The 13,449-nt window shown below is 67.6% G+C and carries 14 protein-coding genes; 9 read left to right on the top strand and 5 right to left on the bottom strand.

Features of this window, described 5'->3' with window-relative positions; all coding sequences use genetic code 11:
* Positions 1-26: 26 nt before the first annotated feature.
* Positions 27-671 carry a 2-phospho-L-lactate guanylyltransferase gene (gene cofC / locus H7J93_RS12595; protein ID WP_267306608.1) on the bottom strand — a complete coding sequence of 215 codons (645 nt, stop codon included), beginning with the start codon at positions 669-671 and terminating at the stop codon, positions 27-29.
* Between the two features lie 44 nt (positions 672-715).
* Here cofC and H7J93_RS12590 point away from each other — a divergent pair, with 44 nt between their 5' ends.
* From H7J93_RS12590 to H7J93_RS12580, 3 genes are all read left to right on the top strand, one after another.
* Positions 716-1,714: an NAD(P)H-dependent glycerol-3-phosphate dehydrogenase gene (locus H7J93_RS12590; protein ID WP_267306607.1), complete on the top strand. Its 999-nt coding sequence runs from the start codon at positions 716-718 to the stop codon at positions 1,712-1,714.
* A 4-nt stretch (positions 1,715-1,718) separates the two neighbouring features.
* Positions 1,719-2,822, top strand: coding sequence for a cystathionine gamma-lyase (locus tag H7J93_RS12585; RefSeq protein ID WP_267306606.1), 1,104 nt, complete (start codon positions 1,719-1,721; stop codon positions 2,820-2,822).
* Positions 2,823-2,883: 61 nt separating this feature from the next.
* Positions 2,884-4,011: a D-alanine--D-alanine ligase family protein gene (locus H7J93_RS12580; RefSeq protein ID WP_267306605.1), complete on the top strand. Its 1,128-nt coding sequence runs from the start codon at positions 2,884-2,886 to the stop codon at positions 4,009-4,011.
* Here H7J93_RS12580 and H7J93_RS12575 read toward each other — a convergent pair.
* Together H7J93_RS12575 and H7J93_RS12570 are read right to left on the bottom strand one after the other, a co-directional pair.
* Positions 4,008-4,565, bottom strand: coding sequence for a DUF3515 domain-containing protein (locus tag H7J93_RS12575; RefSeq protein WP_267306604.1), 558 nt, complete (start codon positions 4,563-4,565; stop codon positions 4,008-4,010). The genes H7J93_RS12580 and H7J93_RS12575 overlap by 4 nt on opposite strands.
* A gap of 9 nt (positions 4,566-4,574) precedes the next feature.
* On the bottom strand, positions 4,575-4,817 hold the full coding sequence (locus tag H7J93_RS12570) for an Lrp/AsnC ligand binding domain-containing protein (protein ID WP_267306603.1): 243 nt from the start codon (positions 4,815-4,817) through the stop codon (positions 4,575-4,577).
* A gap of 73 nt (positions 4,818-4,890) precedes the next feature.
* Between H7J93_RS12570 and H7J93_RS12565 the strand changes: the two genes are divergently transcribed.
* Together H7J93_RS12565 and H7J93_RS12560 are read left to right on the top strand one after the other, a co-directional pair.
* Complete coding sequence (locus H7J93_RS12565; protein ID WP_267306602.1) at positions 4,891-5,847, top strand: thiamine-phosphate kinase; 957 nt, start codon at positions 4,891-4,893, stop codon at positions 5,845-5,847.
* Positions 5,848-5,875: 28 nt separating this feature from the next.
* Positions 5,876-6,559: a uracil-DNA glycosylase gene (locus H7J93_RS12560; RefSeq protein ID WP_267306601.1), complete on the top strand. Its 684-nt coding sequence runs from the start codon at positions 5,876-5,878 to the stop codon at positions 6,557-6,559.
* 79 nt (positions 6,560-6,638) lie between these two features.
* Here the strand turns inward: H7J93_RS12560 and H7J93_RS12555 are convergent, their stop codons facing one another.
* Positions 6,639-6,983 carry a hypothetical protein gene (locus H7J93_RS12555; protein ID WP_267306600.1) on the bottom strand — a complete coding sequence of 115 codons (345 nt, stop codon included), beginning with the start codon at positions 6,981-6,983 and terminating at the stop codon, positions 6,639-6,641.
* 48 nt (positions 6,984-7,031) lie between these two features.
* Positions 7,032-7,226 (bottom strand): 50S ribosomal protein L28, encoded by a 195-nt coding sequence (gene rpmB / locus H7J93_RS12550; RefSeq protein ID WP_083125945.1) that lies wholly within the window; start codon positions 7,224-7,226, stop codon positions 7,032-7,034.
* A gap of 223 nt (positions 7,227-7,449) precedes the next feature.
* Between rpmB and H7J93_RS12545 the strand changes: the two genes are divergently transcribed.
* From H7J93_RS12545 to H7J93_RS12530, 4 genes are all read left to right on the top strand, one after another.
* On the top strand, positions 7,450-9,084 hold the full coding sequence (locus H7J93_RS12545; RefSeq protein WP_267306599.1) for a DAK2 domain-containing protein: 1,635 nt from the start codon (positions 7,450-7,452) through the stop codon (positions 9,082-9,084).
* A gap of 2 nt (positions 9,085-9,086) precedes the next feature.
* Positions 9,087-11,351 (top strand): ATP-dependent DNA helicase RecG, encoded by a 2,265-nt coding sequence (gene recG, locus H7J93_RS12540; protein ID WP_267306598.1) that lies wholly within the window; start codon positions 9,087-9,089, stop codon positions 11,349-11,351.
* A complete protein-coding gene (locus tag H7J93_RS12535) occupies positions 11,348-12,055 on the top strand; it encodes an HNH endonuclease family protein (RefSeq protein WP_267306597.1) in 708 nt (235 codons plus the stop codon). The genes recG and H7J93_RS12535 overlap by 4 nt, the downstream gene beginning before the upstream one ends.
* 72 nt (positions 12,056-12,127) lie before the next feature.
* Positions 12,128-13,447 (top strand): acetyl-CoA hydrolase/transferase family protein, encoded by a 1,320-nt coding sequence (locus H7J93_RS12530; protein ID WP_267306596.1) that lies wholly within the window; start codon positions 12,128-12,130, stop codon positions 13,445-13,447.
* Positions 13,448-13,449 lie beyond the last annotated feature (2 nt).

The raw sequence follows: 13,449 nt of genomic DNA, 5'->3' as shown, positions 1-13,449 counted from the left end.
GTGCTGCCACCGCGATGAGGTAACTGTTATCTGCCACGTGCGATGGCCTGCGCGGTTGCCGCGCCGACACCGAGCCGACGCGCCACCAGCAGGTCATCGGGGGTGTCGATATCGCAGCGCAGGCCAGGCCACGCTCCGGTCAACTCGATGGCACCCGAATGGCGATGGCGCTGAGCCGAATCTGCGCCGAACCGTGGATCCAGCGGGCTGCCGAAGGCGAGCAACGCCGAGGTGCCCGTGCCGTGCCGGTCTCCGACGAAGCTGCGGGGATAGGTTCGGGCAGCCGCAATGGCCTCGCCGAGTTCCTGCGGTTGCAGGGCCGGTAGATCACCCTGCAGCACAACGAGGTTCGCCGTCTCCGCGCGAACGGATTCCTCGGCGGCGGCGATGGCGTTGTTCAACGGGTCACGGTGGCCCTGCGGAGTCGGGTCGGCCAGCACGCGCGCGCCGAGCTGACGGGCCGCGTCGCCGGCGACGTCGTCGGGTGTCACCACGGTGATCGACTGCACGGCGGGCACCGCCGACGCGGCCGTGACGGTGTCGATCAGCATGGCCAGCACGACGGTCTCGCGGGTGCGCGCCGAGAAGATCGGCGCAAGCCGTGTCTTGGCGGCGGTCAGACGTTTGACCGCGATCACCAGCCCGACATCGGCTTCCGATGACCTGCCCATGAGCGCCATCCTGCCAGCCGCTCGCACCGCGCTAGGGTGAAGGCGTGGTCGACGCGGCGGTGCTGGGCGCCGGAGCTTGGGGAACGGCACTGGCCAAAGTCCTGGCAGATGCAGACAACGACGTGCGGTTGTGGGCACGTCGCCCCGAACTTGCTGCGGAGATAAACGACACGCATCGCAACCCCACGTATCTCGACGACGCCGAGCTGCCGGAGACCATCCGCGCGACCAGTGACCCGGCAGAGGCACTGGCCGGCGCCTGCACGGTGCTGCTCGCCGTGCCCGCCCAGACGCTGCGCGCCAATCTCGAACAGTGGGCGCCGCTGATCGGCGACGACACCACTCTGGTGAGCCTGGCCAAGGGCATCGAACTCGACACCTTGATGCGAATGAGCCAGGTCATCGTGCAAGTCACCGGGGCCGACCCGTCACGTGTCGCAGTGATCTCCGGTCCGAACCTGGCCAGCGAGATCGCCGACGAGCAGCCGGCTGCCACGGTCGTCGCCTGCAGCGACTCCGGACGCGCGGTGGCACTGCAGCGCGCGTTCTCGACCGGATACTTCCGGCCGTACACCAACGCCGATGTCATCGGCGCCGAGGTGGGCGGGGCGTGCAAGAACGTCATCGCGCTGGCGTCGGGGATGGCGGCCGGTGTGGGACTGGGCGAGAACACGGCGGCGGCCATCATCACGCGCGGCCTCGCCGAGATCATGCGGCTCGGAATCGCGTTGGGCGCCAAACCGGCAACGCTGGCGGGTCTGGCCGGTGTCGGCGACCTCATCGCCACGTGTACGTCACGGCATTCGCGTAACCGCGCGTTCGGTGAACGGCTCGGTCGAGGCGGCACCATGGAGTCGGCGCTGCGTGCAGCCGAGGGGCATGTCGCCGAGGGCGTCACATCCTGCCAGTCCGTGCTGGCCCTTGCCGCCAGCTATGACGTCGAGATGCCGCTCACCGACGCCGTACACAGGGTCTGCCACAAGGGCGCATCGGTCTACGAAGCGGTCGCGCTCCTACTCGGTCGCAGCACCAAACCGGAGTAAACCGATGGACGGCCGATACGGCGATTCCACTCGCAGCGTCAAAGCGGTTGGCTCGGAGCCGATTCCGGGCACCCCCGTCGTTTCGCCCCCGGTACCCGCGTCGACCTTCCATCTGTCGCCCGACGACTCGGAGGCGTTGGACAAGTACGGGCGCTACTCGAACCCCACCTGGAGACAGCTGGAATCGGCGCTCGCCGAGCTCGAGGGCGCCGCCGCGGCGTTGGTGTTCGGTTCCGGCATGGCGGCCATCACGTCGGTGCTGCGAGCTCTCACGAAGCCGGGCGCCAAACTCGTCGTACCCGCCGACGGCTACAACCAAGTCCGCCGCTATGCCAGGGAATACCTTGCACCGCAGGGGGTTACAGTCATCGAGGCGACCAGCTCGGAGATGTGCGTTGCGGCGTCGGACGCCGATATCGTGCTCGCCGAGACGCCGGCCAACCCGGGCCTCGATGTCGTGGATCTGCACCGGTTGGCGATGGACTGCAGGAGCAGGGGTTCGACGCTGGTCGTCGACAACACCACCGCGACCCCGCTCGGTCAGCAACCGCTGTCCCTCGGGGCCGATCTCGTGGTGGCCAGCGCCACCAAAGCGCTGTCGGGGCACAGTGACCTGATCGCGGGATACGTCGCGGGCAGCCACGAGGAGTTGATGGCCGCGGTCGAACAGGAGCGTCTGCTCGCCGGCCCCATCCTCGGGCCGTTCGAAGCGTGGTTGTTGTTGCGGAGTCTCGGCAGCGCCGGGCTGCGGTTCGAACGGCAGTGTCAGAACGCGCAGGCGCTCGCGGTGACGCTGGCCCGCCATCCCGCGGTCAAGTCCGTCCGCTATCCGGGCCTGCCAGGCGATCCGTCCCATCCGGTCGCGACGTTGCAGATGAGGCGCTTCGGCGGGCTCATCGCCGTCGAGCTCGAGAGCGCTCAGGCGGTCAACGAATTCGTCGAGCGCAGCGCACTTGTCGTCTCGTCCACGAGCTTCGGGGGCATCCACACCTCCCTGGACCGCCGGGCCCGCTGGGGCGATTCGGTCAGCGACGGCTTCGCCCGCATCTCGCTGGGCATCGAGGACACCGACGACCTGATCAGCGATTTCGAGCAGGCGTTACGGTGAAATTGCAGGTCAGGTGACTGGCACGGCCCTCGCTGAGGCTGGGCGGTAGCCTCTTTAGGTTGTGACTGCCCGCAAGGAATCCGCTGCGAGAGGACGCGTCCGCGTCGCCGTCGTCTACGGCGGCCGCAGCTCCGAGCACGCGATTTCCTGCGTTTCCGCAGGCAGCATCCTGCGCAATCTCGATCCGGGACGCTTCGAGGTGGTCGCCGTCGGCATCACCCCGGACGGAGCGTGGGTGCTCACCGACGCCGAGCCCGACGCTCTAGCGATCGCCGACGGACAGTTGCCGCAGGTCACCGACGCATCGGGCAAGCAGCTGGCCCTCGCGACCGATCCGGGGCGACGCGGTGAACTGCTGTCGCCCGGCGAGGGCGCCGGCGAGGTGCTGGACACCGTCGACGTCGTGTTTCCGGTCCTGCACGGGCCATACGGTGAGGACGGCACCATCCAGGGGCTGCTCGAGCTGGCGGGCGTGCCGTATGTCGGTGCGGGCGTGCTTGCCAGCGCGTCGGGCATGGACAAGGAGTTCACCAAGAAGCTGTTGGCGGCCGAGGGCCTGCCGGTCGGCCCGCACGCCGTGCTGCGCCCGCGCCAGGAGACGCTGGCGCTCGGGGAGCGCGAACGACTCGGGCTGCCGGTCTTCGTCAAACCGGCTCGCGGGGGATCGTCGATCGGCGTCAGTCGCGTGACGGCGTGGGATCAACTACCGGCGGCCATCGAGCTGGCGCGTCGCCACGATCCCAAAGTGATCATCGAGGCGGCGATCGCCGGACGTGAATTGGAGTGTGGCGTACTGGAATTCCCCGACGGCCGGATCGAAGCGAGCACCGTCGGCGAGATCCGGGTGGCGGGTGTCCGCGGCCGTGAGGACTCGTTCTACGACTTCGCGACCAAGTACCTCGAAGACGCCGCGGAGCTCGACGTGCCCGCCAAGGTCGACGACAGTGTCGCAGATGAGGTGCGCCACTTGTCGATTCGCGCCTTCCACGCCATCGACTGCCAGGGTCTGGCCCGCGTGGACTTCTTCCTCACCGATGACGGCCCGATCATCAACGAGATCAACACGATGCCGGGCTTCACCACCATCTCGATGTTCCCGAGGATGTGGGGCGCCAGCGGTGTCGACTATCCGACGCTGTTGGCCACCATGGTCGAGACCGCTCTCAAGCGCGGGACCGGTCTGCGCTAGCCCACCGGTGCAGGGTCGACGGCCTTGGCCGGCAACGATTTTGCGATCAACCGCGAGATCTCCTGAATCGGCGTCGGGCCTGAACCCGGCGGCAGCGTCAGAGCCACATACACGGGGCGGTCAACGGCGAACCATGTGCTGCGCCCGTCGTCGCCACCTGCTCCTGCCTCGCCCACCCGAAACCACGATACGTCGTCCACGACCTGAAGGGGGCTGCCGAGGACGAACTCGGCGGGCCGCTCCACACCGCACCGCAGGATCACCGCCTCGCCGTCCGGGGTCGCCCGCCACGCCGCGGCACCGGCGGGTGCCGGGTCTGCGAGCGTCGCGCGCCGGTAATCGCCGAGCCGCTCAGGCAGCTCCTCGACCATTTCCCGGCACTGTGCGCTTTCTGACTGCGGGGCGGGGATCGTGACGATCGCAACAGGTTGTTCTGGGACCGGACGCTGACGCAGAGCCACCACGACCAGGATCGTGACGATGGCGCCCACCGCCACCACAATCGCCGCGATCATCAAAGCCCGGGGTGGGCCGTCACGCGTTTCGGTGTCCACGCCCAAACTCTATGGGCGCACCCCGTTGGCGATCGGACAGGTCAGCGTCCGGGTGATGCCTGCGATCTGCTGCACACTGGGCACAACGCTGGACTGCAGCTCATCGAGGGTTTCCGAGCCGACTCGCACCACCACGTCGTAGGGACCCGTAACGTACTCGGCGGACAGCACACCTGGCAGGCCCGCGAGCTGCTTGGCGATCACTTCTGCGCGGCCCACCTCGGTCTGGATGAGCATAAACGCCTCGACCACCCGGCTGTCCTCCCTCCTGGCTGCATAGACTCCGCCGCAGGGACCAAACGTACCGCAGCGCAGGGGAGGCGACATGACGAGTGAACAGCCCCCCGAGACTCTGGCCGGCGTGGGTGAGTTCGCCGTCATCGACCGGCTTGTCGCGGGCCGTCGACAACCGGACGTGGTGGCGCTGGGACCCGGCGACGACGCCGCGGTCGTGCGGGCAGGCGACGGCGCGACGGTGGTATCGACGGACATGCTCGTCGAGGGAAGTCACTTCCGGCTCGACTGGTCGACGCCCCACGATGTCGGCCGCAAGGCGATCGCACAGAACGCCGCGGACATCGAGGCGATGGGGGCGGCGGCCACCGCATTCGTCGTCGCGTTCGGGGCGGCGGGTGATACGCCGGCTGCGCAGGTCGTCGAGCTCGCCGACGGTCTGTGGCACGAGGCGCGCCTGCTGGGTGCAGGCATCGTGGGCGGTGATCTGGTGACGGCACCGCAGTGGGTGATCTCGGTGACCGCGCTCGGGGATCTGGGTGGCCGCGACGCGGTCCGGCTCGACGGCGCCCGCGCGGGTGACCACGTGGCCGTCATCGGAGACGTCGGCTGGTCGGCGGCCGGATATGCGTTGTGGCGCAACGATATTGCAGGCTTCGAGGACCTGCGTCGTCGTCATCTGGTGCCGGAGCCGCCCTACGGGCAGGGTCGAGTCGCGTCGGATGCGGGTGCGACGTCGATGACCGACGTCTCCGACGGGCTGGTCGCCGATCTCGGGCATATCGCGCGCGCATCGAAGGTGGGCATCAACCTGTCGACGGATTCGCTGCGGGCAGACCACGATCCACTCGTCGAGGCGGCGGCCGCTGTCGCGATGGATCCGTGGGAGTGGGTGCTCGGTGGAGGCGAGGATCATTCGCTGGTGGCGACGTTCCCGGGCGCCCCGCCGACGGGTTGGCAGGTGATCGGGCGAGTGCTCGACGGCCCGCCGCGGGTCCTGGTCGACGGCGAGCAGTGGCACGGACACGCGGGCTGGCAGTCGTTCTGAGTGGCGACGCACGCTAAGTTGACCCATCGTGGGTGCACGACCGCTGAATGAACTCGTCGAAGAAGGCTGGGCGCGCGCGCTGGAGCCTGTCGCTCCTCAGGTCGCACAGATGGGCGAGTTCCTGCGCGCGGAGCTCGCGGCGGGGCGCCGATACCTGCCTGCCGGTCAGAATGTGTTGCGGGCCTTCACATTTCCGTTCGATCAGGTTCGCGTACTCATCGTGGGGCAGGACCCGTATCCGACGCCCGGCCACGCCGTCGGCCTGAGCTTCTCGGTGGCGCCTGAGGTGCGGCCGTTGCCACGCAGCCTGGCCAACATCTTCACCGAGTACACCGACGATCTCGGCCATCCCGAACCTGCGACGGGCGATCTGTCGCCGTGGGCCGAACGCGGCGTGATGCTGCTGAACAGGGTGCTGACCGTCGCGCCGGGGACACCGGCGTCGCATCGAGGCAAGGGCTGGGAAGCGGTGACCGAGTGCGCGATCCGGGCACTCGTCACGCGACGGCAACCCCTGGTCGCGGTGCTGTGGGGTCGTGACGCGTCGACGCTGAAGCCGATGCTCGACGGCTCCGATTGTGTGGCGATCGAGTCCCCGCACCCGTCGCCGCTGTCGGCGTCGCGAGGTTTCTTCGGGTCTCGTCCGTTCAGCCGCGCCAATGAATTACTGGAGAAGATGGGCGCCGATCCGATCGACTGGCGCCTGCCCTAGGCGGCTTCGCCGAGTGCACGCCTGTTTTACGCCGCGGACGGCGTGTCGCGTACAACAAGCGTGCAGTCGGCGCCCTGCGCTATCCAACGCCGGGGATCGGCGGCGGTGACGGGATCGGCGGCGGGGAGGGGATGGCCGGCGGCGACGGGATGTCGGGCACCGGAATCTCGACGGTGTTGTCGCCATCGCCCGTAGTCGCGGGCGGCAACTCCGGAGGCGGCGCGGTCGTCGTGGGCGCGACCGTGGTTTCGACGGTCGTGGTCTCGACGGTCGTGGTCTCGACGGTCGTGGTCTCGGACGTCGTCGTCGTTGTCGTGGTCTCTTTGTCGCCGGAGTCGCTGCTACACGCAGTCAACAACGAGACCACCGCAGCGCCGGAGGCGAGTGCGAACAGAGCTGTTTTGGATACACCGCGGGATGTCATGCAGCCACGGCTACCCGCGTGCCCGCGGGGACTAAACCGACAAACGCGTCAGCCGCGCGAGACCTTTCCGGCCTTGATGCAGGACGTGCACACGTTGACCCGCTTCTTGTTGCCGCCGGGATGGGTCACGGCGCGCACGGTCTGGATGTTCGGGTCCCACCGACGGCTGGTCCGGCGATGGGAGTGTGACACCGACTTGCCGAAGCCGGGGCCCTTCCCGCAGATATCGCACACGGCAGCCATATGTAGAACTCCTCGAATCAGGTCTTGGGGGTCTGGGTTCCCGCCGCGACCGGCGGCGGTTCGACCGACAACCTGATCAGGATACCGGCCACCACGAGGATCGCCAAAATGGTCTCCACAAGCGGGAACGTTCCGAAGGGAGCTGTCAGCAGGAGTGGATAGGCTTGCGCGCACGGCGGCACCTCGAGCCAGCGGGTGTCGCCACAGTGGGCTGGAGGTGGGCATGTCGAATCGGCGGCTCGACGCCTCCGCATTGCGGGACTGGGCGCACACCGCCGTCGGCGACCTGATCACCCACACCGACGAGATCAACCGCCTCAACGTGTTCCCGGTCGCCGACGCCGACACCGGGACAAACATGCTGTTCACGATGCGTGCGGCGTGGGAACAGGCGGACGCTCTGGCCGCGTCCGACGACGTCGCGGAGGTGGCCGCCGCCCTCGCCCGCGGCGCGCTGCGGGGCGCGCGGGGCAACTCCGGGGTCATCCTGTCGCAGATTCTGCGCGGATTCGGCGACGTCACCGCCTCGGCGGCCGCCGACCGCGGCGGAGTGCTCGCCGACATCGGCGGAGCCCTGTTCGGAGCCGCATTGCGGCATTCGGTCGGCCTGGTCGTCAATTCGATGGGCGAGGCCGTGCCCGGCACCATCGTCTCGGTGTTGCAGGACGCCGCGGGTGCCGCCGAAGCCGCCGCCGCCGACGATTCCGGGCTCGCCGAGGTGGTGACGGCCGCCGCCGACGCCGCGGCCATCGCCCTCGACAAGACCACAGGACAACTCGACGTTTTGGCCCAGGCCGGCGTGGTGGATGCTGGCGGTCGCGGACTGCTGGTACTCCTGGACGCGATGAGCGCCACCCTGACCGGGCATGTCGCGCGTCGCGCGGAATACGTGCCGTCCCCACCACATGGCCATATCGCCGAGACCGCCGCCTCGGCGACGCCCCAGTTCGAAGTGATGTACCTGCTCAGCGGGTGTGACGCCGCCGGGGTGGAGACGCTTCGCCGCACTCTCGACAAGCTCGGGGAGTCGGTCGCGATCGCGACGACGGCCGGCGCGGGCCAGTACTCGGTGCATGTGCACGCCGACGACGCCGGAGCCGCCGTCGAAGCGGCCCTGCCGCTTGGCACGCTGAGCCGTATCCAGATCACCTCGCTGACCGGTGGGCCGGGTGCGCGGCCATCCGGGGGATTCGCCAGGGACCGGGCCGTGCTCGCGGTCGTCGACGGGGCGGGCGCGCACGAACTGTTCGCCGGAGAGGGCGCGCACGTGCTGCCGCTCGATTCCGGCGCGCCCGTCAGCGCCAAGGACCTGCTTCATGCGTTGGTCAACACCGGCGCCGCACAGATCATCGTGCTGCCGAACGGATACGTCGCCGCCGAGGAACTCGTCGCAGGCTGCACCGCCGCGATCGGTTGGGGCATCGATGTGGTGCCGGTGCCGACGGCGTCGATGGTGCAGGGTCTGGCCGCACTGGCCATGCACGAGGCGGATCGGCAGGCCGTCGACGACGGTTACACGATGGCCCGCGCCGCCGCGGGCGCCAGACACGGATCGGTGCGGGTCGCCACCGAGGAAGCGCTCACGTGGGCGGGCACGTGTCAGCCGGGCGACGGGCTCGGCATCTCGGGTGACGAGGTGCTGGTCGTCGGAAAGGACGTCGTCGAGGCCGGTGCAGGTCTGATCGACCTGTTGTTGGGGGTGGGGGGTGAACTCGTCACGGTACTCACGGGAGCGGGCGTCGACGCATCGGTGGGGGAGGCGTTGGCGCAGCACGTCCACCGCGAACACCTGGGCATCGAACTCGTCACGTACCACACCGACCACCGCGGCGACGCGCTGCTGATCGGCGTCGAGTAGCCGTGGCCAAGCTGACCGACCGGCTCGACTTCGTCATCGGCAAGAAGTCCGCCGCTCCGCTGGAGGAGCACTTCGGGATCCGCACGGTCAACGACCTGCTGCGGCACTACCCCCGCAAGTACAGCGACGGAATGAACGTGCTCGGTGAGGGTGACGAACTCGAATTCGAAGAGGGCGAGCACGTCACGTTCGTCGACGTGATCACGGACACCCATGTCGGCGACATGAAGCCGCAGTTCGACAAGAGGACGAAGAAGTTTCGGTCGCGCAAGTGGCTCCGCGTCACACTGGGGAGCCGCAAGCCGGAGGTGACGGCCACCTTCTTCAACGCCGACTGGATGATCGGCAAGCTCGACAAGGGCACCCGGTTGATGCTGTCCGGGGAAGTCGGATACTTCAGGCGCACACTGCAGTTGACCCATCCCGCGTTTCTCGTGCTGAACGATCCGAACGGCAAACAGATCGGCACCAAGTCGCTCAAGACCATCGCGTCGACGTCGGGCGCCACCGATGACGAGCTGCTCAAGGCCTTCGAGCGGGAGTTCTTCCCGATCTACCCGGCCAGCAGCAAGGTGCAGAGCTGGGACATCTACGCGTGTGTGCGCCAGGTGCTCGACGTGCTGGATCCCATCGACGAGCCGCTGCCGGAATCGTTTCTGCGCGAAAACGATCTGATCGGGGAGGACGAAGCGCTGCGTGCGATCCATCTCGCGGAAAGGGCGGCGGAACGCGATGCCGCGATCCGGCGTCTGACCTATGACGAGGCCATCGGGCTGCAATGGGCGTTGGCGCAGCGGCGGTTCGGCGAGTTGAGCGAGGCCGGCCCCGTTGCGACACCCGTCGACGACGGTCTGGTTGCGGCGATGCGCCACCAGATGCCGTTCGAACTGACCGCGGGCCAAAAGGAAGTCCTCGAGGTGCTGACCGACGAACTGGCGTCGAGCCGGCCGATGAACCGGATGCTGCAGGGTGAGGTCGGCTCCGGCAAGACGATCGTCTCAGTGCTGGCGATGCTGCAGGTGGTCGACGCGGGGTATCAGTGCGCACTGCTGGCCCCCACCGAGGTCCTTGCGGCCCAGCATGCCCGATCTGTCAGCGATGTCCTCGGCCCGCTGGCGATGGCGGGGCAACTCGGCGGCGCCGAGCGGGCGACTCGGGTCGCGCTGTTGACGGGATCGATGTCGCCACAACAGAAGAAGCAGGCGCGCGAGGAAGTCGCCTCCGGTGAAGCGGGCATCGTCATCGGGACGCACGCGTTGCTGCAGGACGCCGTCGAGTTCCATCGCCTCGGCATGGTCGTCGTCGACGAGCAGCACCGGTTCGGAGTCGAGCAGCGAGATCGCTTGCGCGCCAAGGCGCCCGAGGGTGTCACACCCCATCTGCTGGTGATGACCGCGACGCCGATACCGCGCACCGTCGCGCTCACCCACTACGGCGACCTCGAGACGTCCGTACTGCGCGAACTGCCGCGGGGCCGTCAGCCGATCACGACCAACACCATCTTCCTCAAGGAACACCCGAAGTGGCTCGATCGCGCGTGGCAACGGATCACCGAGGAAGTGGCCGCTGGGCGGCAGGCCTACGTCGTCGCGTCCCGCATCGACGAGGACGACAACGGCGGCAAGAAGGGAGCGGGCAAGAAGAGCAACCAGGAACAGGGCCCTCCCACGACGACCGTCGTCGAATTGTTCGACCGGCTGCGGGGCGGGCCACTGTCGGGCCTGCGGCTCGGACTCATGCACGGCCGACTGTCCGCCGACGAGAAGGACGCGGTGATGGCCGCGTTCCGGGCCCGGGAGATCGACGTCCTCGTCTGCACCACGGTCATCGAGGTCGGTGTCGACGTACCCAACGCGACGGTGATGCTCGTGATGGACGCCGACCGGTTCGGCATCAGCCAACTGCACCAGCTGCGCGGGCGCATCGGCCGGGGCGAACATCCCAGCCTCTGTCTGCTCGCCACGAAGATGCCGGAGAGCTCAAAGGCGGGCGCGCGGCTCAAGGCCGTCGCCTCGACACTCGACGGGTTCAAACTCGCCGATCTCGATCTCGCAGAGCGCCGCGAGGGAGATGTCTTGGGCTACAACCAATCCGGGCGTCCCGTCACATTGCGTTTCCTGTCGCTCTTCGAGCATCTCGATCTCATTCTGACCGCCCGCGACTTCTGCGATGCGCACTACACGAGGAATCCGGATGACCCGGGAATGGCGGCGCTGGCCGCTCCATTCGTCGACACCGACCGTATCGAGTATCTGGAAAAGGCGTGAACCGCAAGCGTCTACTGTGGCTCGTGGCGATCGTCGCCGCCGCGGTGCTGGTCGCTGTTCAGGCCACGCACTCGTCGATCGAGCGATCGCAGTTCATCGCCAGCGCCGACATCCCGACCATCGCACCGGGAGTCGACCCGCTCGCGGACATCGCAGTCATACCCGTGCGCATCCGCGGCTACGACTACCGGCGGGATGCGTTCGGCGACAGCTGGACCGATGACAACCCGGCACCCGGCGGCCACAACGGATGCGACACCCGCAACGACATCCTCGACCGTGACCTCGTCGACAAGACCTACGTGTCGATCAAACGATGCCCCACCGCCGTCGCGACGGGCCTGCTGCACGATCCGTACACCAACGCAGAAATCGCCTTCACTCGTGGCGAGCAGACCGGCGCGGCAGTGCAGATCGACCACATCGTGCCGCTGGCGCTGGCGTGGGACCTCGGGGCGCGCAATTGGACCGACGAGCAGCGCCTGCGATTCGCCAACGATCCGGCGAATCTGTTGGCCGTCGCCGGAGGAGCCAACCAGGACAAGGGCGATCGCGAGCCCGCCACCTGGATGCCGCCCAACACGGCGTTCCGATGCCAGTACGCCATACAGTTCATCGCGGTGCTGCGCGGCTATGCGCTGCCCATCGACGCACCTTCGGCCACCGCGCTGCGCGATGCCGCGGCCACATGCCCAACCGGCTGAACTGTCACGAAACCTGCCGGCTCGGCGTTTGATGCAGAGTATGGTCCTGCGCGTTCGACGGAAGGTAGGCAAGTGGTAGCCGACGTCACCGAGTTGTACGCCGCCAAACTCACGACCCCGGAGCGCGCGGTGGCACCGATCGCGAATGGCGAGATCGTGTCGTGCGGCATGGCGATCGGCCAACCGCCCGCCCTGCTCGCGGCGACCGCCGATCGCCTGCGTTCCGGCGACCTTGGCCGTATCCGCCTCTACTACAAGATCGCGATGGAACCCCTCGGTTCGACCCTGCTGGCCGAGGACGTCATCGAAAAGGTCGACGCCCACAGCTTTTTCATCGGCGCTCCCGACCATCAGATCATCAAGCGCCAGGCAGAGTCCGGTCACAAGCTGGTGAGCTTCGTGCCGGTGAACTTCAGTCAGATCCCACGGCTGTTCACTGAAGTGATCGACCTGGGCACGTTCCTGGTCACCGTTTCGCCGATGGACTCGGGCGGCTACTTTTCGCTGGGCACCAACAACGACTTCGCCTCGATGGCGGCACGTCGCGCCAACCGACTGATCGTCGAAGTCAACGACAACATGCCTCGGGTGTTCGGCCAGTCGCAGATCCACGTCAGCGAGGTGACGGCCATCGTCGAGAACCACGTGCCGCTGATCGAGGCCGGCGCCAGTGAGCCGTCACCCGAAGGCCGGGTCATCGGTGGATTGGTCGCGCCCATGGTCCCCGACGGCGCCACGATTCAGCTTGGTATCGGCAAGATTCCGTCCGGGGTCGCGGCGGCGCTGGGGGAGCACTCCGATCTCGGCATCCACACCGAACTGTTCTCCCCGGCCATGGCCGACCTCATCCGCAAGGGTGTGGTGACCGGCTCCCGAAAGACGTTGCATCCGCGCAAACACGTCTACACCGTCGCCTTCGGTACCACCGAGTCGTATGCCTTCATGAACAACAACTCCGCGTTCGAGAGCTATCCATCCGACTACGTCAACGACATCCGCACCATCGCCGCCCACGACAACTTCGTGTCCATCAACACGGCGATCGAGATCGACCTCTACGGACAGGTCAATGCGGAGTTCATCGGCGACCACGAATACAGCGGGTCGGGCGGCCAGTACGACTTCGTGAAGGGAGCGTCGTTGGCCCGCAACGGAAAATCGATCATCGCGCTGGCATCGACAGCACGCAAGGGCCAACTGTCCACGATCGTGCCCCGTGCGTCGATGGTCACCGACGCGCGGATGGACGTCGAATGGGTGGTCACCGAATACGGTGCGGTGAACCTACGCGGCAAGTCGACCAAGGAGCGCGCCGACGCGCTGATCTCCATCGCTCATCCCGACTTCCGTGCCGACCTGACCGCGGCCGCACGCAGCGTGACGTTGATCTGAAC

It is taken from the genome of Mycobacterium barrassiae (assembly GCF_025822765.1).
GTDB lineage: Bacteria > Actinomycetota > Actinomycetes > Mycobacteriales > Mycobacteriaceae > Mycobacterium > Mycobacterium barrassiae.
This window is presented reverse-complemented; position numbering and strand designations above follow the sequence as displayed.